The organism is Fulvimonas sp. R45, from assembly GCF_030504985.1.
Lineage (GTDB): Bacteria > Pseudomonadota > Gammaproteobacteria > Xanthomonadales > Rhodanobacteraceae > Rhodanobacter_A.
On sequence record NZ_JASERU010000003.1, the window covers coordinates 117,472 to 143,715 of the forward strand.

The window sequence follows — 26,244 nt, forward strand, 5'->3', positions numbered from 1 at the left end:
TGCCAGCCTGGACCGCGCGGGATAAAGCCACCGTCAAGCGACGGCGTTCTTGCCTCCCCCTGCGTGCAGGGGGGGTAACGCTTTTCCCCCAAGCCAAAAGCACCCCACCCCGACCCTCCCCTGCATGCAGGGGAGGGAGTGCGACGCCTGGCGGCGGGTTCAGTGCACGAGGTTGACGGCGATGGCCGGCGTCAGCGAGTGCCGCGTGCCGTGGCCACCGGCGACCACGCGCAGGCCGAACAGCACGCCCAGGTTGGGCGTCCAACTGTACTCCACCGCGGGCGCGTAGCCGTAGGCGTCGCTGCCGCCCAGGCGGGTGCGCACGGGTTCCGGCAGGGCGCCGGGCGGATCGGTGCGGCCGTCCACGCGGGTGGCGCCGCCGTGGCTGCGGAACACGTCCAGCGCCAGTACCCAGCGCCGGGTGAGGCTGTATTCAAGCGATGCGCCGAGGTAGAACGCGTCGCCCGGCCGCGCCGTGCCGCGGAAGCCGGGGCCGGTGCCGTAGACGCTGGCGCCGGTCACGCCGGCATGGCCGTTGAAGGTGCGGGTGAGGTTGAGGCGCGCGCGCAGCAGCCGGCCGTTGGGCATCCAGAAGTAGCTCTGCGCGTTCAGGCCCAGCGTGGTGGCCCAGGCACCGCCGCCCATGCCGTCGCTGGCGCGCGACAGGCGGTCGTGGCGGCCGGTCGGCAGCGTCTCTTGCAACTGCAGCGCGAGCGTGGGCAGCCAGCCGCCTTCGTGGAAGCGGGTCAGGCGGTACTGCGCCTGCAGGATCTGGTCGCCCAGGCCGATGCCCGCGCTGTCCGGCTCGTTGCTCACCCGGGTGTAGCCGATGATCGGGATCAGGCCCACGGTGAGCCGGTCGGTCAGCCCGTACAGCACGTAGGCGCGCGAGCCGAACGCATCCGTACCCTTCGAGGCGACGTCGTAGACGTAGGGCTCGACCAGCACGTGCCCGCGCGGCAGCGTCTCGGCGGAATTGGCCAGCATCGGGCCGGTCCACCAGGCATCGTCCAGCGCCTGGCGCGGCGCGCCCGCATCCTGCGCGGACACCGCCGCGGCCATGCCCAGCCAGGCGGCAAGCATCACCGGCCACCGGATGCCCCGCCCGCCCCTGCCCGCCTGCCGCCCGTTGCCCACCGCCGCCTCCGCCATTCGCTCCGGCAGCGGCACGTTAGGCGGCCTAGTGGTACGTTCAAATAGCCACTGTGCCCTGCTTCGGCATGACCACTTGGAGCCGCCCATGAAGCGCGTGTCCGCCAGCCTGCTACCACCGATCCGCCTGGAGGCCGGCAGCGCGCCGATCTACCAGCAGCTGGCGGAGTGGTTCCGCCGCGCCATCGCCGAGGGCCAGCTGCGGCCCGGGCAGCGCATCCCCTCCACCCGCATGCTGGCCACCGAACTGAAGGTATCGCGCCTGCCGGTGCTCGGCGCCTACGAACAGCTGCATGCCGAGGGCTACCTGGAGAGCCGGGTCGGCGCCGGTACCTGCGTGGCCGCGGCCATCCCGCACGAGGCGCCGGCGGCGCCTGAACGCCGGGTGCCGGCCGCGCCCGCGAAGCCCGCCGCGCGCCGGGTCGCCGCGCGCGTGGCGGCGATGGCCGCGCCGCCGCAGACTTGGCTGGAAAGCCAGGGTGCCTTCCGCGTCGGCGTGCCGGCGCTCGACCACTTCCCGCACGGCGCGTGGTCGCGCCTGCTCAGCCGGCACGCGCGCCACGTCGGCGCCGACGCGCTGGTCTACGGCGACGCCATGGGCCACGCCCCGCTGCGCGAAGCCGTGGCCGAGTACTTGGCGACGGTGCGCGCGGTCCGTGCCGACGCCGGGCAGGTGATGATCACCAGCGGCGCGCAGCATGGCGTGCAGATCTGCGCGCACGCCCTGCTCGATCCCGGCGACCGCGCCTGGGTCGAGGAGCCCGGCTACCCCGGCGCCCACCAGGCCCTGGCGGCGGTCGGCGCCGTGCCCGTGCTGGTGCCGGTGGACGAAGACGGGATGGACGTGGCCACCGGCATCCGCCGCGCGCCGGACGCGCGCGTGGCCTACGTCACGCCCTCGCACCAGTTCCCGCTGGGCGCCACGATGAGCGCCGCGCGGCGCATCGAGCTGCTGCAGTGGGCCGCGCGCAGCGGCAGCTGGATCGTCGAGGACGACTACGACAGCGAATACCGCTACGGCAGCAAGCCGATCGCTGCGCTGCAGGGGCTGGACGCGGACGCGCGGGTGATCTACGTGGGCACCTTCAGCAAGGTGCTGTTCCCCGCGCTGCGGCTGGGCTACCTGGTGGTGCCGGAGGACCTGCTGCCGGCCTTCCGCGCCGCCCGCGACGCGCTGGACACCTGCTCGCCGATGCTGCCGCAGCGGGCCTTGCTCGACTTCATCCACGAAGGCCACTTCGCGCGGCACATCCGCCGCATGCGCATGCTGTACGCGACACGCCGCGCGGCGTTGCAGGCGGCGATCGGGCGGCACCTGCCGGACGCGCTGCAGGTGGTGGGCGCCGAGGCGGGCATGCAGCTGACCGCCCTGCTGCCGCCGGGCGTGGACGACGTGGCGCTGTCGCGTCGCGCCGTGCAGGCCGGCGTCTCGGTACGTCCGCTGTCGCCGTGCTATCGCGGCAAGGCGAAGCGCCACGGCCTGATCCTCGGCTACGGCAGCGTGGACGAGCGCGCCATCGAGGAAGGCGTGCGGCGGTTGCGGAGCTGCCTGTAGGAATCGCCGGGATCACGGGCCTCGTCATTGCGGGAAACGCCACATGGCGGATCCCTTTCCCACGTGTGGGAGAGGGTGGCGGCAGCCGGAAAGGGCCAGGCTTTTCCCCTTCTCCCCTGCGGGGAGAAGGCCGGGATGAGGGGCGGGTGCTCGCGGGAACATGCCCCTGGAAAACGCGCTTCGATGGAACCTTCCGCGAGGTTGCCCCTCACCCCAACCCTCTCCCCGGAGGGGAGAGGGCGCCGCGGAAGGAGGGCGTGAGGCGTACCGGCCGCCCTTTTCCCCCTCTCCCTCAAGCGGGAGAGGGGGAACGGTCTGGCGCAGGGTGAATACAACTTACAAGGGGCTTTGCGGGGGTGCGGCGGATTTGAACGGCGCTCAGGCCACCCCGAACGGCAGGTCCGGCGTGCCGACCACGCGCTCGCCCACCGCCTCGCCGCGCGCGAAGGCCAGCGCCGCGGCGATCACCGCGGGCGCGTCCAGCACGCGACGGTGGCCCAGACCCTGCGTGGTGAGCAGCCGCGCGCCGGGCCAGTAGCGCGCGTAGCGCTCGCCCTCGCTCCACGGCACGTCGGCATCTTCGAGGTCATGCACGATCAAGGCCGGCTGGCCCAGCGCCGGCAGGCGGCGATGCACCTCCAGCTGCTCTACGCTGATGCCGGTGCGACGCAGCAGCCAGTCGTAGAACGCGGCACGCAGGTGCTCGCCCAGGCGCACGAGGCGGAAGTAGCGGCTGGCCGCGTCGGCCATGTCGGCGGCGGGCGCCACCAGCACCAGGCGTCGCGCGTGCCAGTCCTCGTCCTGCGCCAACGCCAGCGCGGCGCCGCCCAGCGAATGCCCCACCGCCAGCGCGGCCTCGCCGTGGCGCAGGCCCACCGCGCGGATCGTGGCGGTGAACTCGGGCAGCGTGCACAGCTTGCCGCTGCTGCGGCCATGGCCGGGCTGGTCGAACGTCACCACCGCGTAGCCCAGCGCGCGCAACCCGTCCACCCACGGCAGGAAGCGCAGGCCGAAGCTGGACCAGCCGTGCGCAAGCAGCGCATACGGCTGGGTAGCGGGATCGCCCCAGACATAGGTGGCGACGGTTTCGTCGCCGACGCGCAGGTCGTCGCGCCGCGCCGCCGCGTCCTCCGGCGTCGCCAGCGCGCGACGCCGGCTGCTGGCGAACGGCGTGGCGAACAGGCGGGCGGCGCGGTCGGCGGTGCGCTTCGGCGCCAGTCGGCCACCCAGCACGAAGCCGGCGCGCAGGGCACCGAGGCGGAGGCGGGTCGATACGGAAGCGGCATGCGGGGACATCGTCGTTTTCCTCAGGATTGCCAACTGCGCCACAGGCGCTCGAACGCCGCCGCCGTGTGGCGCTCGGCCTCGTCGTAGCCGAACAGGCCGCCGTCGTGATGCAGGCCGAGCAGCAGCGCATAGATCTCGAAGGCGAGCTGGGCGGCATCGGTATCGGCGCGCAGGTGGCCTTCGTCCACCGCCTGCGCGATCGCCTTCTGCAGTTCGCCGCGCCAGCCGGATTGCTGCGCCACCACGGCGTCGTGCAGCGCGCCGTCGCGGCCGTCGTACTCGCTGGCGGCGGAGAGCAGCACGCAGCCGCTCTCGTGCCGGCGCGCCCAGGCGAACCAGTTCGCCACGATCGCGCGCAGGCGCGGCAGGCCGCGCGGCTGCTTCAGCGCGGGCAGCAGCACGTGGGCCATGAAGCGCCGCGCGCCGAGATCGAGCACGGCCAGTTGCAGGTCCCCGCGCGAGCCGAAATGCGCGAACACGCCGCTCTTGGACATGCCCACGTCGGCCGCCAGGGTGCCAATGGACAGGCCCTCCAGCCCGTCGCGGCGCGCCAGCGCGTAGGCGTGGTCGAGGATGGTGTCGCGGGTGGCGGCGCGCTTGCCGGCGGCTTGGGCGGAAGTCATGGCGCCATGAATAGCACGATCGTTCGTTCTATTCCAGTGCCCGGCGAATGGCCGCACCGCAAGTCCTTGCCGCCGCGCGACCGGCTGCACGGCGGTCCCGCCCGCATCGGGCTATCCTGCGCGGGCTGCCCACCATGGAGGATGCGCATGAAACCGCGATGGCTGCCCCTGGCCTGCGCCACCCTGCTGCTCGGCGCCTGCGCCACCTCGCCCACCGGACGACCGCAACTGATGATGGTGTCCGACGCCCAGATGAGCCAGATGGGCCTGACCGCCTTCAACACCCTGCGCAAGCAAGGCAAGTTCGTGGATGCGCCGCGCGAACGCGCCTACGCCAGCTGCGTGGCGAACGCACTGATCGCGGTGCTGCCGCCGCCGTGGAACACGCAGGCCTGGGAAGTGCAGATCGTGGGCGACGACAGCGCCAACGCCTTCGCCCTGCCCGGCGGGCGCATCGGCGTGAACCGGGGCATGTTCAAGGTGGCCACCGACCAGAACCAGCTCGCCGTGGTGCTGGGCCACGAGCTGTCGCACGTGGTGGCGCGGCACGGCGCCGAGCGCGTGTCGGACAACTACGTGGCGCAGGGCGCGGTACTGGCCGGCACCGTCTACGCCGCCAGCCGCGGCACCGACGCGGGCCGCGCCGCCGCGGCGCTGGGCGCGGGCGCCGAGCTGGGCATCCTGCTGCCGTTCTCGCGCACCCAGGAAAGCGAGGCCGACGAACTGGGCCTGCGCTACATGGCCCGGGCCGGCTTCGATCCGCGCGCCGCCGCCGTGCTGTGGCAGAAGATGGAGCAGCAGGGCGGCAGCCGCGTGCCGGCCTTCCTGTCCACCCATCCCTCGCCGGCGCACCGCGCACAGACGCTGGCGGCCGAGGCGCAGCAACTGATGCCGGCGTACCAGCAGGCGCGCGCCGGCGGACGCGCGCCGAACTGCCGGATGTGAGGCCTGCGCGCGCGGTACGTCGCCCTCCGGGTGCTGCCTGTCGCCGGTGACCTGGCGACCGTGCGGCACGGACCAGCGCATTGCGGCTGGATGCCGGCCTTCGCCGGCATGACGGCGAGATGCTCGCCGTATACCGCCTGAACGGCACCGGCGTCACCCGTCAACACCGCCGCCACCGTGGCGTTCTCCGACCTGCACGCCGCCGGTCGCGGCGATGACGGAGAACGCCCCATGTCCCGCAGATTCGCCCTGATCGCCGGCCTTGCCTTCGCCGCCGGCACTGCCTGCTTCGCCCTGCCCGCCAGCGCCCAGGTGGCCGTGAACGTGGGCGTGGGCATCGGCGTGGCGCCGCCCCCGCCGCGCATCGAGCGGATGCCCCCGCCGCGCGCCGGCTACGTCTGGGCGCCGGGCTACTGGCGCTGGGACGCGCGTTGGCGCCGCCACGTGTGGGTGGCCGGCGACTGGGTGCGCGTGCGCCCGGGCTACCACTACCGCCCCGCCACCTGGGTGCGCGGCCCGCACGGCCGCTGGCATTTCCGCGACGGCGGCTGGTACCGCTGACTCATCCGCCGCCGGCATCGCGCCGGCGGTTTTCTTCCCTGCCCAAGGAATGTCCATGACGTCACGTCCTGTCGTGTTGCTGCTGGCCGGTTTCGCCGCGCTGGCGTCCGGTTGCGTCGAGGAGCAACCGGTCTATCGCCCGCGCCCCGTGGTACAGCGCGAAGTAGTGGTCGAGCGCCCGGTGGTGCGGCGCGAGGTAGTGGAAGTGGTGGCGCCGCAAGCGCCGCCGCCGCGCATCGTCGAGGTGCTCCCCGGGCCCCGTCCGGGCTATGTCTGGGTGCACGGCTACTGGCGCTGGGACGGCGCGCGCTACGTGGCCGTGGCCGGCCACTGGCGGCCGGCGCGCCCCGGCTACCACTACGTGCACCCGCACTGGGAGCAGCGCGGCGACGGCTGGCATTTCCACGTGGGCGTGTGGGTGGCGGACTGACGCCACACCCGGTGCATTGCTGCGCCGCAACGGCAGGCCTGCCGGCGACGTACTAAAATTGTCGGGATTCGACTCGCCGCCCCAGCCCATGCTGGGGCTTTGAGTTTCAGGCAATGCCCTGGCGGGGCCGCGCTGGATCGACCTCCGCCGCCATCCAGCGGTCGCCGTTCGCGACGCCGCACCACGTGGAGTCAACGTTCCAATGATTTTCGAAACCATCGCCCACACCGACCACGAGCAGGTCGTCTTCTGCCAGAACCGGGACGCCGGCCTGAAGGCCATCATCGCGGTCCACAACACGGTGCTCGGCCCCGCGCTGGGCGGTCTGCGCATGTGGCCGTACAAGACCGAGCAGGACGCGGTGAACGACGTGCTGCGCCTGTCCCGCGGCATGACCTACAAGAACGCCGTGGCCGGCCTGAACCTGGGCGGCGGCAAGGCGGTGATCATCGGCGATCCGTCGAAGGACAAGTCCGAGGCGCTGTTCCGCGCGTTCGGCCGCTTCGTCAACTCGCTCAACGGCCGCTACATCACGGCCGAGGACGTGGGCATCGACGTCAACGACATGGAATACGTGTTCCGCGAGACCGAGTACGTCACCGGCGTGCACCAGGTGCACGGCGGCTCGGGCGACCCCTCGCCGTTCACCGCCTACGGCACCCTGCAGGGCCTGATGGCCACGCTGCAGTTCAAGTACGGCAACGAGGACGTAGGCAAGTACAGCTACGCGGTGCAGGGCTGCGGCCACGTCGGCGGCGAGTTCATCAAGCTGCTGCGCGAGCAGGGCGCCAAGGTGTTCGTCACCGACATCAACAAGGAAGCCGTGCAACGCTGCGTCGATGAACTCGGTTGCGAGGCGGTGGGCCTGGACGAGATCTACGACGTGGATGCCGACGTGTACTCGCCGTGCGCGCTGGGCGGCACCGTCAACGAGCAGACCATCGACCGCATCAAGGCGAAGATCATCTGCGGCCCGGCCAACAACCAGCTGGCCACCGACGCCATCGGTGACGAGCTGACCCGCCGCGGCGTGCTGTACGCGCCGGACTACGCGGTGAACGCGGGCGGCGTGATGAACGTGTCGCTGGAGATCGACGGCTACAACCGCGAGCGCGCGATGCGCATGATGCGCACGATCTACTACAACCTGGGCCGCATCTACGAGATCAGCAAGACGCAGGGCGTGCCCACCTACAAGGCGGCCGACCGCCTGGCCGAGGAGCGCATCGCCGCGATCGGCAAGATCAAGCTGCCGCACATGGGCAACGGCACCCGTTTCCAGGGCCGCATGCGCGGGCAGTAAGCCGCTTCATCGCGCGGAAGACCGTTTCCGCCCGTGCAAGAGCCCGGCTCCGGCCGGGCTCTTTTTTTGCGGCGGCAGAGGGGGGAAGTCGCGCCGCATTCCGTTATGCCTAGAGACCCGCCTTCGCGGGTCTCGTCGTATTCATTCGGGGAAACACGTGCGCACGACTCCTTACCGACCGCTGGCCCTGGCTCTGGCCTGCCTGCTGGCGCCCTGCGCCCAGGCCTGGGCGGACAGCATCCCGCTCGACATCATCCAGGAGAACTTCGGACCGCAATACGCCTACCGGCTGGGCATCAACGTCGGCGTCAACGGCGCCGCGCCGAAGGAATACCTGTTCGACACCGGCTCGGATTCGTTCAACATCGACGTGGGCCTCACCGCGCTGCACGGCAGCGGCCCGGCATGGTTCCCCACCCAGCCGGGCACGGCCACCGGGCCGCTGCAGTTCTACCTGTACGGCGACGGCACCTACGGCTACCTGCAGTCGTCCACCACTGTGGCCAGCCTGCAGTTCTATGATTCCGCCACGGGCGCCAGGGTGGCCGGCTACGCCACGGCGGCCGGCGCGCCGGTGGCGATCAACTACGCCTACGTGACCACCACCGCCACGGGCCCGGTGGTGGGGACGTTTCCCGACGGCACCACGCTGAAGATCGACGAGGATTTCCAGAACAACCTGGCCCACGGCGTGGCGCCCGAGGAAGGCGCGTTCTACGGCATCTTCGGCGCCGGCGACTTCGGCAACGGCGTGCCGGGCATGCTCAGCCGCAGCGGCTACATCGTCGAAGCCAACGGCACCGGCAAGGCGCCGGGTCACTGCGCCGCCGCCTGCCTGATCGAGAACCTGACGCCCGAGCTGCGCGCGCAGTTCCTCACCGCGGTGCCGTGGATCGGCGGCGCGCAGGGCACGTTCGCGCTGTCCGGCGCGCATTCGGCCAGCCAGTTCGACACCGAGTTCAACTACCTCATCAGCCAGGGCGGGCAGACGCTGTGGAGCGCCACCTACCCCACCCTGTTCGACACCGGCACGCCGGACATCATGCTGATCGACAACGACGACGGCTTCCCGCCGGGCTCGGCGCTCAACCCCGGCTTCACGCTCACCGCCACCGGCAACGTGCCCGGCGCCCAGCCCAGCTCCATCGTCTCGGGCGACCCGAGCAGCGGCGACTACAGCAACGTGGTCGGCATCGGCCCGTACGGTGGCTTCCCGGACGGCGCCATCTACGGCATCTCGTTCTTCTTCCACAACGCGGTGATGTACGACCTGGAGAACCAGGTCACCGCCTACACGCCGTTCTTCGTCACCGAGGCGCCGATCACCACCAGCCTGGACGTGACGCCCGCCATGGGCCTGCTCGGCCTGGCCGGCGCAATCTCCGGCCACGGCTCGCTCACGGTGGAAGCCGGCGGCGTGGCCAACCTCAGCGCCGCCAACAGCTACACCGGCGCCACCCGCGTCGCGGCGCACGGCTGGCTGGGCCTGGCCGGCCCGGGCAGCATCGCGCAGTCGTCGAACGTGCAGGTGGACGGCGTGCTGGACATCTCGCGCACCGACCACACCAGCGCGGTGCGCTCGCTCTCCGGCAACGGCACGGTGCGCCTCGGCGACGCCACGCTCGACCTCACCGACGCCCACGGCAGCTTCGCCGGCAGCCTCACCGACGGCGGCCTGGGCGGCGGCACGGGCGGGCGGCTGATCGTGTCCGGCGGCCGCGAAACGCTCACCGGCGACAACGGCTTCACCGGCCCCACCGGCATCGGCGCCGCCGGCCGGCTGGACCTCGCCGGCGCGCTCACCGGCAACGCGGTCAACCTCGGCGTGCTGGTGGACGACGGGCTGATCCGCGGCTCGGTGCTCGACGGCGGCCTGCTGCTGGGCCAGGGCCGCATCGGCGGCGCGCTGCAGGTGGACGGCGTGGTGGCCCCGGGCCAGCCCGGCGCGGCCGCGTTCCAGACCCTGACGGTGGGCGGCGACTTCACGCAGGCGGCCGGCTCCAGCTACCTGGCGCGGGTCGACCTCGGCCGCCCGGGCGTGTCCAGCCGCATCGCCGTGGGCGGCCACGCCAGCCTGCTCGACGGCGCCCGCCTGGACGTCGTCGCCACGCCCGGCACGCTGTACCGCACCGGCTCGCGCTACACCGTGCTCAGCGCCGCGCAGGGCGTGACCGGCACCTACGCGCTGGCCGCGGACATGGCGATCAGCCCGGTGCTGGGCCTGGCCGCCGCCTACGACGCCGACCACGTCTACCTCGACGTGGTGCAGTCGCGGCCGCTGCCCGCGCTCGCCGGCACGCCCAACCAGGCCGCCGCCCTGGGTGGCGCGCAGTCGCTGGCGCCGGCCGGCGAGCTGTTCACCCGGCTCGCCAACCTGCCCAGCGACGCCGCCATCCGCGGCGCCGCCGACCAGCTCTCCGGCGAGATCCACGCCAGCGTGCAGAGCGCCTACCTGCTCGACAGCCGCTACCTGCGCGACGCGATGGACGCCCGCCTCGACGGCGACGCCGACGCCGCCGGCCAGGTGGTGCAGGCCGGCCCGGGCGGCCGTGCCTGGTGGGGCCAGTTCGTGAGCGGCTGGGGCCACCACGACAGCGACGGCAACGCCGCCGGCATCCGCGACAACACGGCCGGCTTCTACGTGGGCCACGACGTGGCGCTGGGCCACGACAGCCGCCTCGGCGTGCTGGCCGGCTTCACGCACAGCGCGGTGAAGGCGGACGCGCGCGGCTCCTCCGCCACCGGCAACGACCTGCACCTGGGCGCCTACGCCGGCACCCGCTTCGGCCGGTTCGGCCTGCGCGGCGGCCTGGCCTACACCCGCCACGCGCTGGACACCAGCCGCATCGTGGCCCTGCCCGGCCTGGCCGACCACGCGCAGGGCGACTACCGGGCCCGCGTCGTCCAGGGCTTCGCCGAGGCGGGCTACCGGCTGGACTTCCGCCACTCGATGCTGGAGCCGTTCGCCCAGGCCGCCTACGTGAAGCTGTCCACCGACAGCTTCGCCGAACATGGCGGCATCGAGGCGCTGCACGGCCGGGGCGACGACCACGGCACCACGTTCACCACCCTGGGCGCGCGCGCCGCCACCTGGTTCGTCGCCGGCGGCGGCCACGTCGCCCTGCACGGCATGCTGGGCTGGCGCCACGCCTCCGGCTACGTGGACCCGCGGACCACGCTGGCCTTCGCCGGCGGCAGCCCGTTCGACGTCGCCAGTGCGCCGATCGCGCACGACGCGCTGGCGCTGCAGGTGGGCCTGGGCGTGCAGGCCTCGCCATCGACCTCGCTGGACTTCTCCTACCAGGGCCAGGTCAGCCGCCACGCGGTCGACGGCGGCTTCCACTTCGGCTTCGACTGGAAGTTCTGAGGTTCGTGGGCGCTGGAGGCGCCCTCTGGCCAAGGATGGCCGCCGCCGCGGGCCTGGAAGCCCGCGGTGGAGGCGGACCCGGACCCGCGTGCCGGGTCCGCCGGCCGGGATGCCGCCACGGCGCGCGGCCTTTCACGGGCGGTCGTCCCTGACCGAGGCCAGCAGGGCCATCACCCCCCGGCGCCCTGCTGGCCGTCCCACCCTCCACCGCCGTCAACCACGACCGCGTTCCTGCTAGACTTCGCCCCTCGCGGGAAGTGCAAGGCTTTGCCTGCAAAGGCAAAGCTGGCGAACAGGGGCTTGCACGGGGACGACCGGCCCAGGCCGGTTCTCATGCCACCAGCAGCGGAACGGGGCGCCGGCCCCGTCCCGTCGGCCGGTCGCACTCCGACGCACCCGCCCGCGCCCCGGCAACCACGACAGGCAGGAACAGGCGGTAGACATGAGCAGCGTCATCACGGCAGGGATCAGCGACGAGGACATCCTGGAACGGCTGCGCGAGGTGCTGCGCGACACCTTCGAGATCGACCCGGCCCGGGTCACGCCCGCCGCCCAGCTGTTCACCGACCTGGAACTGGATTCCATCGACGCGGTGGACCTGGCGATCCAGGTGCAGGACATGACCGGCATGCGCATCAAGCCGGAAGACTTCAAGAGCGTGCGTTCGGTGGGCGACGTGGTCGCCACCGTACGCGGCCTGCTGGAACGCTGACCGACGGCCATGGCGGACGCCGCCGCCCGCTTCGCGCCCTGCGCGCTGGTCCCTATCTACAACCACGGCGCCACCATCGCGCGCACCGTGCATGCGCTGCGCGCGCACGGCCTGCCGGTGCTGGTGGTGGACGACGGCAGCGACGCGCCCACCCGCGCCGTGCTGGACACGCTGGCGCGCGAACTGCCCGGCGCGATGCGGCTGCTTCGCCTGCCGCGCAACCAGGGCAAGGGCCGCGCGCTCGCCGCCGGCCTGCGCGCGGCGCACGAAGCCGGCTACAGCCACGCGCTGCAGATCGACGCCGACGGCCAGCACGACACCGCCGACGCGCCGCGCTTCCTCGCCGCGGCGCGCGCCCGGCCCGACGCGCTGGTCTGCGGCGCGCCGGTCTACGACGCCAGCGTGCCGCGCGGGCGGCTGTACGGGCGCTACGTCACCCACGCCTGCGTGTGGCTGGAGACGCTGTCGCTGGACATCCGCGACTCGATGTGCGGCTACCGCCTGTACCCGCTGGACGCCACCTGCGCCGAGATCGAGCGCAGGCCGCCGCCGGCGCGGATGGACTTCGACACCGAGATCGCGGTGCGCCTGCATTGGCGCGGCGTGCCGGTGGTGAACCTGCCCACGCGGGTGACCTATCCGGAAAACGGGCTGTCACACTTCCGCATGCTGCGCGACAACCTGCGCATCAGCGCGATGCACACGCGGCTGTTGCTTGGCATGCTGCCCCGGGCGCCGCGGCTGTTGCGGCGCCGCCGGCGAGGAGAACCCGCATGCGTCGCCTGATGATCCTGCTGTTGCTGTGCCTGGCCGCGCCGCTGGCCCGCGCGCAAGCCGATTCCGCCCTGCTGCACGATGTGCTGGCCCGGCTGGGCCGCCATGCGGCGGTGCGCGCCGACTTCACCCAGACCCGCCGCAACCCCGCGCTGGACAAGCCGCAGGTGAGCGAGGGCCGGCTGCTGTTCGTGCTCGGCCACGGCATGCTGTGGCAGGTGGTGTCGCCGTACCCGGAAACCCTGGCCCTCACCGGCAGCCGCAGTGCGCGGGTGGACGCCGATGGCCAACCGCACCCGGTGCGCGGCGAGCGCGGCGTGAGCCAGGTGGCGCAGATGCTGCAGGGCATGCTCGGCGGCCACATCGACGAGGCGCTGCGCCAGTTCGACGTCGCCGCCAGCGGCACCGCCGCACACTGGACGCTGCGCTTCGTGCCGAAGCAGGCGCGGGTAGCGCGTGTGCTGGGCAGCATCGAGCTGCAGGGCGACGACTACCTGCAGGCCATCGCCATCCGCATGCGGGATGGCGGCGCCACCGACATCCGCTTCGCGCACACGCGCGATGCCGGGCCGTTGAGCGCGCTGGAAAAGCGCGCGCTCGGCCTACCATGACGCCCCGCCTGGGACTGCGCGCCGGCCTGTTCGCCGTCGCCGCGCTGCTGCTCGCCGCGCTGGGCGCCTACCTGCTGTTCGGCCGCGGCCGGCTGCCGATCCAGACCGACCTGCTGGCGATGCTGCCCGCCACTGAGCAGAACCCGCTGGCCGAGACCGCCGTGCAGCGGCTGGCCCACGCCAACGGCGACCGCATGGTGCTGGTGGTGGAGAACGCCGACGACGCGCGCGCCAAGGCCGCCGCCCGCGCGCTCGGCAAGGCACTGGCGCACGACAAGGCCTTCGCTTCGGTGCTGGCCGAACTGCCGCCGTTCGACCTCGGCCAGGTCACCGCGCCCTATCTGCCGCACCGCTTCTGGCTGCTGGCCGGCGCCGACCGCGCCGCGCTGGCCGCGTCCGGCTTCGATCCGGCGCAGGCACTGGCGCAACGGCTGAACGCGCCATTCCTCGATGGCGTGGGCACCACGCTCGCGGACGACCCGTTCGGCTGGCTGCAACACTGGCTCGACCGCCAGCCGTGGAGCCGCTCGCCGCTGCTGCCCGAGGACGACCTGCTGGTCGCGCACCACGGCGACGCCACCCAGGTGCTGGTGACCGCCACGCTGGCCGGTTCGTCCTACGACGACGCCGTGCAACGCCACGCGCTGGCGGCACTGGACGGCGCCGAGCGCGCGATCCGGCATGACTACCCCGGCACCCGCCTGCTGCGCACCGGCGCGGTGTTCTACGCCGCCGCCGCGCGCGCCGGCGCCGAGCGCGACGTGCATATGGTCGGCTGGATCTCCACCGCGGGCATCGCGCTGCTGCTGCTCGGCATGTTCCGTTCGCCGGGGCCGCTGCTGCTGGCCTTCCTCTCCACCGCGGTGGGCGTGGTGGCGGCCACCACGGTGTCGCTGCTGGTGTTTGGCCGGATCTACCTGCTCACCCTGGTGTTCGGCGCCGCGCTGCTGGGCGAGGCGGTCGACTACTCGATCCAGTACCTCGCCGCGCGCGCCAATGCCGGCCCGCGCTGGCAGGCCGCCGGCGGCCTGCGCCAGGTGCGACCGGCGCTGCTGCTGGCGCTGGCCACCTCGCTGCTCGGCTACGCCCTGCTGGGCCTGGTACCGTTTCCCGCGCTGCGCCAGATGGCGGTGTTCGCCATGACCGGCATGCTGGCCGCCTGCCTCGGCGTGTGCTGGCTGCTGCCGGCACTGCTGCAACGCCCGGCGAAGCCGCTGTCGGCGGCGCCGGTGCGCTGGGCGCGCGCGCTGCAGCATGGCGTGGGCCGGCTCGCCCATGGCCGCCGCGGCGCAGTCGCGGCGCTGCTGCTGGTGCTGCTGGCGGTGCCCGGCTGGTGGCGGCTCGGCCATGACGACGACGTGCACCTGCTGATCGCGCAGCCCGCCGGGCTGCTGTCGCAGGAAGCGCGCATCCGCGAACTCACCGGCCTCGGCAACGGCAGCCAGTTCTTCCTGGTGCAGGGTGCCGATACCGAGCAGACCTTGCAGCGCGAGGAAGCGCTGGAACAGCGACTGCAGGCGCTGGTCGCGCACGGCAAGCTGCAGGACTGGATCGGACTGGCCGGCATGGCGCCCTCGCTGACACGCCAGCGCGCGGACCACGCCCTGCTGGCGCCGCTGCTGGATCATCCGGAGCGCACGCGCGCCCTGCTCGCCGGCGCCGGCTTCCGCGCGGGCGCCATCGATGCCTGGCTCGCCGCCTGGCCCGGCACGCCGCTGCAGTTGCAGGACTGGCTGAAGACGCCGCTGGCCACGCCGTTCCGCTACCTGTGGCTGGGCTGCGGTTCGCATGGTTGCGGCTCCATCGTGCTGCCGCAGGGCGCGGCCGACGACGCGGTTCTCGCTGGCGCCGCCGCCGGACTGCCCGGCGTGCAGCTGGTGGACAAGCCCGCCAGCGTGTCGGCGCTGTTCGGCCGCTACCGCCGCTACGCCAGCGTGTGGCTGCTCGCCGCGGTGCTGCTGATCGTGCCGGTGTTCGGCTGGCGCTACGGCTGGCGCCGCGCCCCGCGCGTGCTGGCGCCGCCGGTGCTGGGCATCGCGCTCACCCTCGCCGCGCTGGGCTACCTCGGCCAGCCGCTGACCCTGTTCCACTGGATGGCGCTGATGCTGGTGCTGGGGGTGGGCGCGAACTACGCGGTGTTCCTGCACGAAGGGGAGCCGCATACCGCGGACAAGCCCGGTGCGATGTATGCCAGCGTGCTGCTTTCGGCGCTCACCGCGCTGCTTTCGTTCGGGCTGCTGTCGCTGGCTTCGTTGCCGGCGTTGCGGGACTTCGGGCTGACGCTGCTGTTGGGGATCGCGTTTACCGCGGTGCTGGTGCCGGCTAGTCGTGCCGATGGCGGGGATTCGCCGTGACCATGGTCATATCGGCAGCGTGCCGGCCTGCGGCCGGAGTTTCGGCCCCCTGCCGGGGCCCGAGTCACTTTTCTCTGTTTGGCCAGAGAAAAGTAACCAAAAGAGAGGCCACCCCGATGGCGCGCCCTCCGGGCATCCTGCCCTGCGGGTGCGCGGGTGGGCTACGGGGTTTTTCGACGGCACATCCATGTGCCGCCGAAAAATTGGCTCGCATCCCTGCGAGCCATCCTTCGGACTTTCCTCCGCCCACCCGCCACGCCATAGGGGCCCCAGAGGAGCAGCGCGCATCCTGCGCGCACTTTTCAGAAAAGCCACAGCCACGGCAAAGGCCAGTACGCAGACGGCAATCGGCGGGCCTCATGCTTTCGCCCTTTCGCCGCGCAGCGGCGACCCGGGTGCGCGCAGGATGCGCGCTGCTCTGCCGGGGCCCCTTGGGCGCGGCGAGCGGGTGGCGGACCAGCCCGAAGGGTGGCCGACAGGACGTCGGCCAGTTTTTCGTCAGGGCAGGAGCCCTGTCGAAAAACCCCGCCACCCGCTCGCGCACCTGGAGGGCAGGATGCCCGGAAGGCGCGCCCTCGGGGTGTCCCTCTCTTTGGTTACTTTCTCTCGGACAAGCGAGAGAAAGTAACTCGGTCCCCGGCAGGGGATCGAAACGCCTTTCCCCCAAGACCGACGCGGCCATCCACATCTGTCACGGAGCACCCATACGATGAACCGCGTCGTCATCACCGGCATGGGCGGCATCACCGCGCTGGGCCACGACTGGCCCACCATCGCCGCGCGCCTGCGCGAAGGCCGCAATGCCGTGCGCCGCATGCACGAATGGGACTACTTCGACGCGCTGAACGGCCGCCTCGGCTGCCCGGTGGACGACTTCGCCCCGCCGCCGTGGCCGCGCCAGAAGACCCGCTCGATGGGCCGCGTGGCGCAGCTCGCCGTGGCCGCCAGCGAACGGGCGCTGCGCGACGCGGGCCTGCACGACGACGCGAGCATCCGCGACGGCCGCATGGGCGTGGCCTATGGCTCCTCCGGCGGCAGCGTGGAGCCGGTGCGCGTGGTGGGGCGCATGCTGGAGACCGGTTCGATGCAGGGCATCACCGCCACCAGCTACATCCAGACCATGGCGCACACCACGGCGGTGAACGTGGGCGTGTTCTTCGGCCTGAAAGGCCGCGTCATTCCCACCTCCAGCGCCTGCACCTCGGGCAGCCAGGCGATCGGCTACGGCTACGAGGCGATCCGCTACGGCAAGCAGAAGCTGATGCTGTGCGGCGGCGCGGAGGAACTGTCCGGACCCGGCGCCGCGGTGTTCGACACGCTGTTCGCCACCAGCACGCGCAACGACGAACCCGCGCTCACGCCGCGCCCGTTCGACGCGAAGCGCGACGGCCTCGTCGTGGGCGAGGGCGCCACCACGCTGGTCCTCGAGGAGTACGAACACGCGAAGGCGCGCGGCGCCACCATCCACGCCGAGGTGGTCGGCTTCGGCTGCAACTCCGACGGCGCCCACGTCACCCAGCCCACCGCCGAGACGATGGCGGTGGCGATGCGCCTGGCGCTGGACGACGCGCAAATGCCGGCCAGCGCGATCGGCTACGTCAGCGCCCACGGTACCGCCACCGACCGCGGCGACGCGGCCGAAAGCCACGCCACCGCCGGGGTGCTGGGTACGCGCGTGCCGGTCGGCGCGATGAAGAGCTACGTGGGCCACACCCTGGGCGCCTGCGGCGCGCTGGAGTCGTGGTGGGCGATCGCGATGATGCGCGACGGCTGGTTCGCGCCCACGCTCAACCTCGACCGGCCCGCCGACGACTGCGCCGAGCTGGACTACCTCACCGGCGCGGGCCGCGCCATCGCCACCGACGTGGTGATGAACAACAACTTCGCCTTCGGCGGCATCAACACCTCGCTGATCTTCCGGGCGGTCGCCTGATGCGCCTCGTCGACGCCAGCGGCCTGCCGCGCGTGGCGGTCACCGGCATGGGCGCGGTGAGCAGCGTCGGCACCGGCGTGCCGGCGCTGCTCGATGCGCTGCGCACGCGCCGCCACGGCCTGCGCCGCATGGACGCCTTCGCCGCGCTGGGCATGCGCGGCACCGTGGCCGGCCCGGTGGACGAAGCCGCCTTGCCGCCGGAGCCGCCGCGCCGGCTGCGCCGCTTCATGCCGCCGCCGGCGCTGTATGCCTGGCACGCGGCGAACGAGGCGCTGGCGCAGGCCGGCCTGCCGCCCGAACACCTCGCCGACCCCCGTTGCGGCCTGCTGCTCGGCGGCGGCGCCGCGCTCAGCGAGCACGAGCAGGCGCTGGACGTCCATCGCCGCAAGGGCATCGGCAAGCTCTCGCCCTTCCTGGTGCCGCGCGGCATGAGCAGCGCGCCCTCGGCCGGCCTGGCGCATGCGTTCAACATCGGCGGCACGAGCTGCACGGTCAGCTCGGCCTGCAGCAGCGCCGCGCACGCCATCGGCCACGCGATGGAACTGATCCAGCTCGGCCGGCAGGAGGTGGTGATCGCCGGCGGCACGCAGGAACTGCACCCCAGCACCGCGATGTGGTTCGACGCGATGGGCGCGCTGTCGCCGCAGGCCGAGCCGGCGCGCGCCTCGCGCCCGTTCCACCGCGAGCGCGACGGCTTCGCGCTGGCCGCGGGCGCGGGCGTGCTGGTGCTGGAATCGCTCGCGCACGCACACGGGCGCGGCGCCACCGTGCTGGCGGAACTGGCCGGCTACGGCAGCGCCACCGACGCCGCCAGCATGGTCGGTTCCGGCGCCGGCGGCATCGCCCGCGCGCTGCGCCAGGCACTGGACCGCGCGGGTTGCCACCCCGGCTACATCAACGCCAGCGCCTGCGGCACGGCCGGCGACCTCGCCGAATGGCAGGCGATCGAGCGCGTGTTCGCCGAACGTGGCATGCCGGTGCCGCCGATCTCCTCGATCAAGGGATTGGTCGGCCATGCGCCCGAGGCCGCCGGCGCGCTGGACGCCATCGCCTGCCTGCTGATGCTGCAGCACGACTTCCTCGCCGCCGGCGCGCCGCTGGACGATCCCGACCCCGCCTTCGCCGGCGCGCCCCTGCTCGCCGCGAACCGCGAACAACGCATCGACGCCGCACTCAGCAACAGCTTCGGCTTCGGCGGCAGTTGCGCGGCGCTGATGTTCCGGCGCTGTGCGGGAGGCGCATCGTGATCGACCTGCGCATCGAGGCCTGGAACGCCTGGGCCCCCGATCTCGACACGCCCGCGGCCTGGCAAGCCTGGGCGCGCTCGCCGCACGTCGTGCCCGACGACGGCCAGGCGCAGCCAGCCTGCGCCTTCCTGCCGCCGATGCAGCGGCGCCGGCTCGGCCGGCTGGCGCGGATGACGCTGGAGGCCGCCTGGCCGCTGTGCGGCGACGACGAGCAGTTGCCGTTCGTGTTCGCCTCGCGCCACGGCGAGACCACGCGCACGCTGGCCCTGCTGTCCGACACCGTCGACGGGCAACCCCTGTCGCCGACCCGGTTCGGCCTGTCCGTGCACAACGCCATCGCCGGCCAGTGGTCGATCCTGCGCGGGCAGCGCGGCGAGTCGGTGGCGCTGGCCGGCGAGGCCGACGCCTTCGAGCACGCCGTGCTGGAGGGCGCCCTGCAGCTGGCCGCCGGCGCCTGCTCGGCGCTGGTGGTGGTGGCCGAGGAACGGCCCCCGCCGGCCTGGGCGCAGTGGATCGCCGACGTGCCGTTCTCCTATGCTGTGGCATTGCGACTGGGGGGAACCGGATCGTCGCCGACCGCCGCCGACTGGCGCCTGCAACCGGGCCGCAACGCGGGCGGCACGCCGTGCGCGTGGCCGCACGCGCTCGACTTCCTGCGCGCCCTGCTCGTCCACGAACCGACACTGGAACACTTATGGAAAGCACGCCGCTGGAACTGGCGACGCCTGGGCTGAGCCCACGCCGCACCGACGCCTGGCCGTGGCGCCTGTTCGCCACCGGCGCCAGCTTCGTGCTGTTCGGGCTGGGCGGCCTGCTGCTGCGCGTGGCCGTCCTGCCGCTGCTGGCCTGCCTGCCCGGCGACGCCGTCGCGCGCCGGCGCCGGGCGCGCGCCGCCATCGGCCGGGCGTTCCGGCTGCACGCCTGGTTCATGCAGCGCAGCCGCGTGCTGGATTTCAGCATCGAAGGCGCCGAGCGGCTGGGCCGGCCCGGCCAGCTGATCGTGGCCAACCATCCTTCGCTGATCGACGTGGTGTTCCTGCTCGGCCAGGTGCCGCAGGCCAACTGCGTGGTGAAAGCCGCCCTGCTGCGCAACCCGTTCACGCGCGGACCGATGCGCGCGGCGCGCTACATCGGCAACGACGGCAGCCTGGACATGCTCGAACGCGCCGCCGCGGTGCTGCGCGAGGGCCAGTGCCTGCTGGTGTTCCCGGAAGGCACGCGCACCGCGCCGGGCCGCGCGCCGGCGTTCCACCGCGGCGCGGCGGCGATCGCGCTGCGCGGCGCGCGCAGCATCGCGCCGGTGTTCGTCAGCGTGGAGCCCACCACGCTGACCAAGGCCGAGCCGTGGTACCGCATCCCCGACCGCCGCGTGCAGGTGCGCCTGCGCGTGGGCGAGCCGGTCGACCCCGCCGCCTTCGCCGACGGCGCGCCCGCGCCGATCGCCGCGCGCCGCCTCAACGACCATCTGCACCAACTCTTCACCAGGGAGCTCGCCGCCACGTGAACGCCACCGACACCGCCGCACTGGCCCATACCGCGTTAGAGCAGGAGATCGCCCAGCTCGTCATCGACACGCTGAACCTGGAGGACCTCGACGCCGCCGACATCCCGCCCGCCCAGCCGCTGTTCGGCGAAGGCCTGGGGCTGGACTCGGTGGACGCGCTGGAACTGGCGCTGGCGCTGCAGAAGCGCTACGGCATCCGGGTCGAATCCGACGCGAAGCACGCGCGCGACCACTTCGCCACCGTCGCCAACCTCGCCGCCTACGTGGCCAGCCAGCAGGCCGCATGCGCAAGCTGACCAACCTGCTGCTGGCACTGATCGGGATCGCCTATCCGTTCCTGGTCTACTTCGGCATGGAAACCGTGCCGCCGCCGCTGTTCGCGCTGGCGCTGGCCGCGGTGTGGCTGCTGCGCGCGCCGTTCCTGTGGCGCGAACCGGGCGGACGCTGGATGCTGGGCGTGGCGCTGGGCTACTGCGCGCTGCTGGCGGCCAGCGGCGAATCCGCGCTGCTGCGCTGGTATCCCACCCTGATCAGCCTGTTCCTGCTGCTCACCTTCGGCCTCAGCCTGGTCTGCGGGCCGCCGATCGTGGAGCGCATGGCGCGCCTGCGCGAGCCGGAGTTGCCGCCGGAGGCGATTCCCTACACGCGCAAGGTCACCTGGGTGTGGGTGGGCTTCTTCGTGTTCAACGCCGCGGTGTCGGCGGCGCTGACGCTGTGGGCGCCGCTGGCGTGGTGGACGCTGTACAACGGCCTGCTGGTGTACTTCATCATGGGCCCCCTGTTCGTGGGCGAATGGCTGCTGCGCCAGCGCCTGCGCAAGCGCTGCGCATGAACGACGCGCGCCTGCCCGAGCTGCTGGAGCAACGTCGCCGCGACGACGGCGCGTGGCTGCTGCGCCTGCGCGTGCCGCCGCAATTGCCGCACTTCGCCGGCCACTTCCCCGGCGCGCCGGTGCTGCCCGGCGTGCTGCAGGTGCAATGGGCGCTGGCGCTGGCCGCGCCGCGGCTGGGCCTGGCGCCGCGCTGCCGCGAGATGGAGGCGCTGAAGTTCCAGCGCCTGCTGCGCCCCGGCGACGAGGCCGAACTGGAGCTGCGCCTGGACGCCGCGCGCGGCAAGCTGCACTTCGCCTATCGCGCGGACGGACGGTCCTGCTCGTCCGGCCGCCTGCGCGTGGAGGCCGCTGCATGAACGGCGCGCCGGCGCGCGAGCCGCACTGGGCGGCGCAGAAGGAGCGCGGCAGCTTCGCGCTGATGTGGCTCACCGCGCTGGCCGTGCGCCGGCTCGGTCGCCGTCCGCTGACGCCGGTGCTGTACCTGGTCGTGCTGTACTTCTTCGTGTTCGGCCGTCGCGCGCGGCGCAACGTGCGGCAGTACCAGTCGCGCCTGGCCGCGTGGAGCGGCCGCGACGAGCTGCGTCCCACCACGCGCCGCGTGTTCGGCCAGTTCATGGCCTTCGCCGAGAGCCTGCTCGACCGCCTCGACGTGTGGCGCGGCAAGCTGGGCATGGCGCAGGTGCAACTGCACGACCCGGCCGGCGTGCGCGAACGGCTGCGCGCCAGCGTGCACGGCGGGCGCGGCCAGATCCTGGTCTGCACCCACCTGGGCAACCTCGACGTCTGCCGCGCGCTGGCCGAGCTGGAGGAACGGGTGCCGCTGAACGTGCTGGTGCACAACCGGCACGTGGCGCAGTTCAACCGCCTGCAGAGCGCGGCCGGCGACCGCCAGCTGCGCCTGCTGCAGGTGAGCGAGATGGACGCGGCGCTGATGCTCGACCTGTCGCAGCGGCTGGACCGTGGCGAGTGGCTGGCCATCGCCGGCGACCGCGTGCCGCTCCACGACGGCCGTCGCGTGGTGGTGGACTTCCTCGGCCACGCCGCCGCGTTCCCGCAGGGACCGTGGCTGATGGCCGGCCTGCTGCGCTGCCCGGTGAACCTGATGTGCTGCCTGAAGATCGATGGCCGCTACCAGATCCGGCTGGAGCCGTTCCTGGACACCGCGGAGTGGGAGCGCGGGGGGCGCGAGGCCACCATCGCCCGCTGGGCGCAGCGCTACGCCGACCGCCTCGCGCGGCTGTGCCTGCTGGCGCCGCAGCAGTGGTTCAACTTCTACGCCTACTGGCAGCTTGCCGACGAAGGAGGGAGCGATGCGGACCCACGGCGTGCTGCACGTTGACACCGGGCTGACCGTGCCGTTCTTCGACGTCGACTCGATGGACGTGGTGTGGCACGGCCACTACGTGAAATACCCGGAAGTGGCGCGCTGCGCCCTGCTCGACCGCATCGGCCACAACTACGACGACATGAAGGCCGCCGGCTACGCGTGGCCGGTGATCGACCTGCAGCTGCGCTACGCCCGCGCCGCCCGCTTCGGACAGCGCCTGGTGGTGCGCGCCGACCTGGTGGAATGGTGCAACCGGCTGAAGATCCACTACACCCTCACCGACGCCGCCAGCGGCGAGCGGCTGACCCGCGCCAGCACCGTGCAGGTGGCCGTGCGCCTCGCCGACAGCGCGATGCAGCTGGAGTCGCCGGCCTGCTTCACGGAGGCGGTCGAACGCTGCCTCGCCGGTGCGCAGACGCCGGAGCCGTCGCATGATTGACGCCCACCCCGACAGCGAGACAGGCGTTCGTGCCGTGCGCAGCCTGCCCAGGCAGGCGAACCCGAAACACCGCGGCCTCCGGCTTCGCCGCCGCACGTCCGCGCCCAGGGCGAACAGGATGGCCGGATGCGTCACCGGCGCCCACCAGACACCAGCGAATCCATGACCTACGCCAGTCCCACCTACGTCGAGGAAACCCGCATCGGCTTCCGCTTCCTCGCCACCCGCACCTGGCAGCACCATGTGCTGAGGGTGGCGATCAACGACCTGAAGCGCCTGGCCGGCGAGCCGCTGCCGCAGGGCGGCACCCTGCTCGACGCGGGCTGCGGCCAGGGCAAGTCGTTCCGCCTGCTGCGCGACGCCTTCGCGCCGCGGCGGCTGATCGGGCTGGACGCCGACCCGCGCAGCATCGAACTGTCCCGCGCCGAAGCCGCGCGCGAAGGCATCGACGCCCGCCTGCTGCTGGCCGACTGCGCGCGCATCGACCTGCCCGACGCCAGCGTGGACGTCGTGTTCTGCCACCAGACCTTCCACCACCTGGTCGAGCAGGAACGCGCGCTGGCCGAGTTCTGGCGCGTGCTCAAGCCCGGTGGCCGGCTGCTGTTCGCCGAGTCCACCAAGGCCTACATCGACACCTGGGTGATCCGCTGGTTCTTCCGCCACCCGATGCACGTGCAGAAAAGCGCCGACGGCTACCTCGCCATGCTGCGCGCGCAGGGCTTCGTCTTCGACGACGCCAACGTCTCGCTGCCCTACCTGTGGTGGAGCCGCGCCAGCGACTTCGGCCTGCTCGAGCGCTGGGGCCTGCGCGCCCCGCCGCCGCCCGGCCGGCGCGAGGAAACGCTGGTGAACGTGGCCGCACGCAAGCCAGGCGCGGCATGAGTCCCGTCTTCCTCAACGCGCTCGGCATCGTCTGCAACCTCGGCGCGGGCAAGGCTGCCGTGGCCGAGGCGCTGTTCGCGGGCGACGCCGGCCGGCTGCTGCCCGAGGATGGCTGGATCCCGGGGCATGCGCCACCGATGGGTACAGTGCGCGCGCCACTGCCTCCGATCCCGGAACCGCTGGCAGCCCACCGAGACAACCGCTGCAACCGCCTGCTGCTGGCCGCCGCGACGGAGATCGAAACGGACGTCCGCACGGCCATCGCGCGCCACGGCCGCGACCGCATCGGCGTGGTGATCGGCACCAGCACCGGCGGCATCGAGGAAGCCACCGCCGGCCTGGCCGGCTGGCGCCGCGACGGCACCTGGCCCGGCGACTACCGCTACGCCCACCAGGAACTGGCCGGCCCGGCCGAATGCCTGGCCGAATGGCTGGACCTGGCCGGCCCCTGCTACGCGCTGTCCACCGCCTGCACCTCCGGCGCGCGCGCCCTGCTCAGCGCGCGGCGCCTGCTCGACCTGGGCGTGTGCGACGCGGTGCTATGCGGCGGCGTGGACACGCTGGCGCGGCTGCCGCTGAACGGCTTCCACGCGCTGGAGGCGATGGACGGCGCGCGCTGCCGCCCGTTCGCGACCGACCGCGCAGGCATCAACATCGGCGAGGCCGCCGCGCTGTTCCTGGCGAGCCGCGAACCCGGCCCGGTGGCCCTGCTGGGCGGCGGCGCCAGCTCGGATGCCCACCACATGTCCGCGCCCGAGCCGGACGGCCGCGGCGCCGTGGCGGCGATGCGCGCGGCGCTGGCCGACGCCGGGCTGGAGCCGGCGCAGATCGACTACCTCAACCTGCACGGCACCGCCACCGAACACAACGACCGCATGGAGAGCCGCGCGGTGGCCGAGGTGTTCCCGGCCGGCGTGCGCTGCGCCTCCACCAAGTCGCTGACCGGCCACACCCTGGCCGCGGCCGGCGCGCTGGAGGCCGCGTTCTGCTGGCTCAGCCTGGCCGATCCCGCACGCCGCCTGCCGCCGCAGGCGACGGGCGGCGACCGCGACCCGCAACTGCCCGCGCTGGACCTCGTGCGCGCGGGCGAACATCTGCCCCCCGGCCGGCCGCGCCGCCTGATGAGCAACGTGTTCGCCTTCGGCGGCAACAACGCCAGCCTGATCCTGGGCGACGCGCCATGACGCCCGTCGCCGACCTGCTGCCGCACGCCGGCGACATGGTGCTGCTCGACACCGTGGTCGAGGCGGAAGCCGAGCGCATCGTGTGCCTGCGCCGCGTGCGCGACCAGGGCCTGTTCGAGGACGCCGGCGGCCTGCCCGCCTGGGCCGGGGTGGAACTGATGGCGCAGGCCGTGGCCGCCTGGGCCGGCTGGCAGGCGCGGAACGAGGGCCGGCCGGTACGGCTCGGCTTCCTGCTCGGCACCCGGCACTACCGCTGCGACGTGGACGCCTTCCCGCCCGGCACCGAGCTGCGCGTGGAAGCCGTGCGCAGCTTCCACGACGACGGCGGCATGGGCGTGTTCGCCTGCCGCATCGATGCCGCGCACGGCCACGCCGAGGCCATGCTCAACGTGTTCAGTCCGCCCGACGCGGACGCCTTCTTCGCCGCCACCGCGGGAGCACCCACCCATGACTGACGCCATCCTGGTCACCGGCTCCAGCCGCGGCATCGGCCGCGCCATCGCGCTGCGGCTGGGGCGCGCGGGCTATGACCTCGCGCTGCATTGCCGTTCCCGCCGCGACGAGGCCGAGGCCGCCGCCGCCGAGATCCGCGCGCTGGGCCGGCAGGCGCGCGTGCTGCAGTTCGACGTCGCCGACCGCGCCGCCTGCCGCGCCGCGCTGGAAACGGACGTGGCCGCGCACGGCGCGCCCTACGGCGTGGTGTGCAACGCCGGGCTCACCCGCGACGGCGCCTTCCCCGCGCTCGGCGACGACGACTGGGATCGCGTGCTGCGCACCAACCTCGACGGCTTCTACAACGTGCTGCACCCGCTGGCGATGCCGATGATCCGCCGACGCGCGCCGGGCCGCATCGTCTGCATCGCCTCGGTGTCGGGGCTGATCGGCAACCGCGGCCAGGTCAACTACAGCGCCTCCAAGGCCGGCGTGATCGGCGCCGCCAAGGCGCTGGCGGTGGAACTGGCGAAGCGCGGGATCACCGTGAACTGCGTGGCGCCGGGCCTGATCGACACCGACATGCTGGACGCCGACGTGCCGGTGGAGGAGATCCTCAAGGCCATCCCCACCCGGCGCATGGGCACGCCGGAGGACGTCGCCGCCGCGGTGGCGTTCCTGCTGGGCCCCGACGCCGGCTACATCACCCGCCAGGTGCTGGCGGTCAACGGCGGGCTGTGCTGAGCCCGCGGCGCGCGAGTCATACCCTTTCCACCCGACGCAAGGAGAA

The 26,244-nt window shown here is 72.9% G+C and carries 26 protein-coding genes; 23 read left to right on the forward strand and 3 right to left on the reverse strand.

Translation table 11 applies throughout. From position 1 onward, the window contains the following. Positions 1-159 precede the first annotated feature (159 nt). Positions 160-1,083, reverse strand: a complete 924-nt coding sequence (locus QMK61_RS03610) for a transporter (RefSeq protein WP_302070475.1) — start codon at positions 1,081-1,083, stop codon at positions 160-162. A 157-nt stretch (positions 1,084-1,240) separates the two neighbouring features. Between QMK61_RS03610 and QMK61_RS03615 the strand changes: the two genes are divergently transcribed. Continuing rightward, positions 1,241-2,707 (forward strand): PLP-dependent aminotransferase family protein, encoded by a 1,467-nt coding sequence (locus tag QMK61_RS03615; RefSeq protein ID WP_302070476.1) that lies wholly within the window; start codon positions 1,241-1,243, stop codon positions 2,705-2,707. Between the two features lie 378 nt (positions 2,708-3,085). Here the strand turns inward: QMK61_RS03615 and QMK61_RS03620 are convergent, their stop codons facing one another. Beyond that, complete coding sequence (locus tag QMK61_RS03620) at positions 3,086-4,003, reverse strand: alpha/beta fold hydrolase (RefSeq protein ID WP_302070478.1); 918 nt, start codon at positions 4,001-4,003, stop codon at positions 3,086-3,088. An 11-nt stretch (positions 4,004-4,014) separates the two neighbouring features. After that, positions 4,015-4,617: a TetR/AcrR family transcriptional regulator gene (locus tag QMK61_RS03625; protein WP_302070480.1), complete on the reverse strand. Its 603-nt coding sequence runs from the start codon at positions 4,615-4,617 to the stop codon at positions 4,015-4,017. A gap of 147 nt (positions 4,618-4,764) precedes the next feature. Here QMK61_RS03625 and QMK61_RS03630 point away from each other — a divergent pair, with 147 nt between their 5' ends. The 22 genes from QMK61_RS03630 (at position 4,765) to fabG (ending at position 26,198) form a co-directional block, all read left to right on the forward strand. Beyond that, a complete protein-coding gene (locus QMK61_RS03630; protein WP_302070482.1) occupies positions 4,765-5,562 on the forward strand; it encodes a M48 family metallopeptidase in 798 nt (265 codons plus the stop codon). Positions 5,563-5,793: 231 nt separating this feature from the next. After that, a complete protein-coding gene (locus QMK61_RS03635) occupies positions 5,794-6,123 on the forward strand; it encodes a hypothetical protein (protein WP_302070484.1) in 330 nt (109 codons plus the stop codon). A 55-nt stretch (positions 6,124-6,178) separates the two neighbouring features. Next, positions 6,179-6,553, forward strand: a complete 375-nt coding sequence (locus QMK61_RS03640) for a hypothetical protein (RefSeq protein WP_302070485.1) — start codon at positions 6,179-6,181, stop codon at positions 6,551-6,553. 202 nt (positions 6,554-6,755) lie between these two features. Beyond that, on the forward strand, positions 6,756-7,856 hold the full coding sequence (locus QMK61_RS03645) for a Glu/Leu/Phe/Val dehydrogenase dimerization domain-containing protein (RefSeq protein WP_302070487.1): 1,101 nt from the start codon (positions 6,756-6,758) through the stop codon (positions 7,854-7,856). 157 nt (positions 7,857-8,013) lie between these two features. Next, positions 8,014-11,223: an autotransporter domain-containing protein gene (locus QMK61_RS03650; protein ID WP_302070489.1), complete on the forward strand. Its 3,210-nt coding sequence runs from the start codon at positions 8,014-8,016 to the stop codon at positions 11,221-11,223. A 442-nt stretch (positions 11,224-11,665) separates the two neighbouring features. Beyond that, entirely contained in the window at positions 11,666-11,935 is a 270-nt protein-coding gene (locus QMK61_RS03655; RefSeq protein WP_302070490.1) for an acyl carrier protein, read from the forward strand. 9 nt (positions 11,936-11,944) lie between these two features. Further along, positions 11,945-12,721, forward strand: coding sequence for a glycosyltransferase family 2 protein (locus tag QMK61_RS03660; protein WP_302070492.1), 777 nt, complete (start codon positions 11,945-11,947; stop codon positions 12,719-12,721). Further along, a complete protein-coding gene (locus tag QMK61_RS03665; RefSeq protein WP_302070494.1) occupies positions 12,709-13,320 on the forward strand; it encodes an outer membrane lipoprotein carrier protein LolA in 612 nt (203 codons plus the stop codon). Before QMK61_RS03660 ends, QMK61_RS03665 begins: the two co-directional genes overlap by 13 nt. After that, positions 13,317-15,674, forward strand: a complete 2,358-nt coding sequence (locus QMK61_RS03670) for an MMPL family transporter (RefSeq protein WP_302070496.1) — start codon at positions 13,317-13,319, stop codon at positions 15,672-15,674. Before QMK61_RS03665 ends, QMK61_RS03670 begins: the two co-directional genes overlap by 4 nt. A 709-nt stretch (positions 15,675-16,383) precedes the next feature. Further along, complete coding sequence (locus QMK61_RS03675; RefSeq protein WP_302070498.1) at positions 16,384-17,607, forward strand: beta-ketoacyl-ACP synthase; 1,224 nt, start codon at positions 16,384-16,386, stop codon at positions 17,605-17,607. Beyond that, the gene (locus QMK61_RS03680) at positions 17,607-18,854 is read left to right on the forward strand and encodes a beta-ketoacyl-[acyl-carrier-protein] synthase family protein (RefSeq protein ID WP_302070500.1); all 1,248 of its coding nucleotides are present in this window, start codon (positions 17,607-17,609) and stop codon (positions 18,852-18,854) included. The genes QMK61_RS03675 and QMK61_RS03680 overlap by 1 nt, the downstream gene beginning before the upstream one ends. After that, complete coding sequence (locus tag QMK61_RS03685; RefSeq protein WP_302070501.1) at positions 18,851-19,588, forward strand: beta-ketoacyl synthase chain length factor; 738 nt, start codon at positions 18,851-18,853, stop codon at positions 19,586-19,588. The genes QMK61_RS03680 and QMK61_RS03685 overlap by 4 nt, the downstream gene beginning before the upstream one ends. Then, a complete protein-coding gene (locus QMK61_RS03690) occupies positions 19,549-20,358 on the forward strand; it encodes a lysophospholipid acyltransferase family protein (protein ID WP_302070503.1) in 810 nt (269 codons plus the stop codon). Before QMK61_RS03685 ends, QMK61_RS03690 begins: the two co-directional genes overlap by 40 nt. Continuing rightward, on the forward strand, positions 20,355-20,654 hold the full coding sequence (locus QMK61_RS03695; RefSeq protein ID WP_302070504.1) for a phosphopantetheine-binding protein: 300 nt from the start codon (positions 20,355-20,357) through the stop codon (positions 20,652-20,654). The genes QMK61_RS03690 and QMK61_RS03695 overlap by 4 nt, the downstream gene beginning before the upstream one ends. Continuing rightward, positions 20,642-21,190, forward strand: coding sequence for a hypothetical protein (locus QMK61_RS03700; RefSeq protein ID WP_302070505.1), 549 nt, complete (start codon positions 20,642-20,644; stop codon positions 21,188-21,190). Before QMK61_RS03695 ends, QMK61_RS03700 begins: the two co-directional genes overlap by 13 nt. After that, entirely contained in the window at positions 21,187-21,546 is a 360-nt protein-coding gene (locus QMK61_RS03705) for an acyl-CoA synthetase (protein WP_302070506.1), read from the forward strand. The genes QMK61_RS03700 and QMK61_RS03705 overlap by 4 nt, the downstream gene beginning before the upstream one ends. Further along, positions 21,543-22,529 (forward strand): glycosyl transferase, encoded by a 987-nt coding sequence (locus QMK61_RS03710; protein ID WP_302070507.1) that lies wholly within the window; start codon positions 21,543-21,545, stop codon positions 22,527-22,529. Before QMK61_RS03705 ends, QMK61_RS03710 begins: the two co-directional genes overlap by 4 nt. Next, positions 22,501-22,956, forward strand: a complete 456-nt coding sequence (locus QMK61_RS03715) for an acyl-CoA thioesterase (protein WP_302070508.1) — start codon at positions 22,501-22,503, stop codon at positions 22,954-22,956. Before QMK61_RS03710 ends, QMK61_RS03715 begins: the two co-directional genes overlap by 29 nt. Before the next feature lie 162 nt (positions 22,957-23,118). After that, on the forward strand, positions 23,119-23,838 hold the full coding sequence (locus QMK61_RS03720) for a class I SAM-dependent methyltransferase (RefSeq protein WP_302070510.1): 720 nt from the start codon (positions 23,119-23,121) through the stop codon (positions 23,836-23,838). Beyond that, the gene (locus QMK61_RS03725; protein ID WP_302070511.1) at positions 23,835-25,022 is read left to right on the forward strand and encodes a beta-ketoacyl-ACP synthase; all 1,188 of its coding nucleotides are present in this window, start codon (positions 23,835-23,837) and stop codon (positions 25,020-25,022) included. The genes QMK61_RS03720 and QMK61_RS03725 overlap by 4 nt, the downstream gene beginning before the upstream one ends. Further along, on the forward strand, positions 25,019-25,477 hold the full coding sequence (locus QMK61_RS03730; RefSeq protein ID WP_302070512.1) for a hotdog family protein: 459 nt from the start codon (positions 25,019-25,021) through the stop codon (positions 25,475-25,477). The genes QMK61_RS03725 and QMK61_RS03730 overlap by 4 nt, the downstream gene beginning before the upstream one ends. Continuing rightward, a complete protein-coding gene (gene fabG, locus QMK61_RS03735) occupies positions 25,470-26,198 on the forward strand; it encodes a 3-oxoacyl-ACP reductase FabG (protein WP_302070513.1) in 729 nt (242 codons plus the stop codon). Before QMK61_RS03730 ends, fabG begins: the two co-directional genes overlap by 8 nt. Positions 26,199-26,244 lie beyond the last annotated feature (46 nt).

Bases quoted from the DNA above. Each gene is read 5' to 3' on its own strand.
- QMK61_RS03610 (WP_302070475.1), bottom strand. From the start codon at position 1,083: ATGCTTGCCGCCTGGCTGGGCATGGCCGCGGCGGTGTCCGCGCAGGAT.
- QMK61_RS03615 (WP_302070476.1), top strand. From the start codon at position 1,241: ATGAAGCGCGTGTCCGCCAGCCTGCTACCACCGATCCGCCTGGAGGCC.
- QMK61_RS03620 (WP_302070478.1), bottom strand. From the start codon at position 4,003: ATGTCCCCGCATGCCGCTTCCGTATCGACCCGCCTCCGCCTCGGTGCC.
- QMK61_RS03625 (WP_302070480.1), bottom strand. From the start codon at position 4,617: ATGACTTCCGCCCAAGCCGCCGGCAAGCGCGCCGCCACCCGCGACACC.
- QMK61_RS03630 (WP_302070482.1), top strand. From the start codon at position 4,765: ATGAAACCGCGATGGCTGCCCCTGGCCTGCGCCACCCTGCTGCTCGGC.
- QMK61_RS03635 (WP_302070484.1), top strand. From the start codon at position 5,794: ATGTCCCGCAGATTCGCCCTGATCGCCGGCCTTGCCTTCGCCGCCGGC.
- QMK61_RS03640 (WP_302070485.1), top strand. From the start codon at position 6,179: ATGACGTCACGTCCTGTCGTGTTGCTGCTGGCCGGTTTCGCCGCGCTG.
- QMK61_RS03645 (WP_302070487.1), top strand. From the start codon at position 6,756: ATGATTTTCGAAACCATCGCCCACACCGACCACGAGCAGGTCGTCTTC.
- QMK61_RS03655 (WP_302070490.1), top strand. From the start codon at position 11,666: ATGAGCAGCGTCATCACGGCAGGGATCAGCGACGAGGACATCCTGGAA.
- QMK61_RS03660 (WP_302070492.1), top strand. From the start codon at position 11,945: ATGGCGGACGCCGCCGCCCGCTTCGCGCCCTGCGCGCTGGTCCCTATC.
- QMK61_RS03665 (WP_302070494.1), top strand. From the start codon at position 12,709: ATGCGTCGCCTGATGATCCTGCTGTTGCTGTGCCTGGCCGCGCCGCTG.
- QMK61_RS03670 (WP_302070496.1), top strand. From the start codon at position 13,317: ATGACGCCCCGCCTGGGACTGCGCGCCGGCCTGTTCGCCGTCGCCGCG.
- QMK61_RS03675 (WP_302070498.1), top strand. From the start codon at position 16,384: ATGAACCGCGTCGTCATCACCGGCATGGGCGGCATCACCGCGCTGGGC.
- QMK61_RS03680 (WP_302070500.1), top strand. From the start codon at position 17,607: ATGCGCCTCGTCGACGCCAGCGGCCTGCCGCGCGTGGCGGTCACCGGC.
- QMK61_RS03690 (WP_302070503.1), top strand. From the start codon at position 19,549: ATGGAAAGCACGCCGCTGGAACTGGCGACGCCTGGGCTGAGCCCACGC.
- QMK61_RS03700 (WP_302070505.1), top strand. From the start codon at position 20,642: ATGCGCAAGCTGACCAACCTGCTGCTGGCACTGATCGGGATCGCCTAT.
- QMK61_RS03705 (WP_302070506.1), top strand. From the start codon at position 21,187: ATGAACGACGCGCGCCTGCCCGAGCTGCTGGAGCAACGTCGCCGCGAC.
- QMK61_RS03710 (WP_302070507.1), top strand. From the start codon at position 21,543: ATGAACGGCGCGCCGGCGCGCGAGCCGCACTGGGCGGCGCAGAAGGAG.
- QMK61_RS03715 (WP_302070508.1), top strand. From the start codon at position 22,501: ATGCGGACCCACGGCGTGCTGCACGTTGACACCGGGCTGACCGTGCCG.
- QMK61_RS03720 (WP_302070510.1), top strand. From the start codon at position 23,119: ATGACCTACGCCAGTCCCACCTACGTCGAGGAAACCCGCATCGGCTTC.
- QMK61_RS03725 (WP_302070511.1), top strand. From the start codon at position 23,835: ATGAGTCCCGTCTTCCTCAACGCGCTCGGCATCGTCTGCAACCTCGGC.
- QMK61_RS03730 (WP_302070512.1), top strand. From the start codon at position 25,019: ATGACGCCCGTCGCCGACCTGCTGCCGCACGCCGGCGACATGGTGCTG.
- fabG (WP_302070513.1), top strand. From the start codon at position 25,470: ATGACTGACGCCATCCTGGTCACCGGCTCCAGCCGCGGCATCGGCCGC.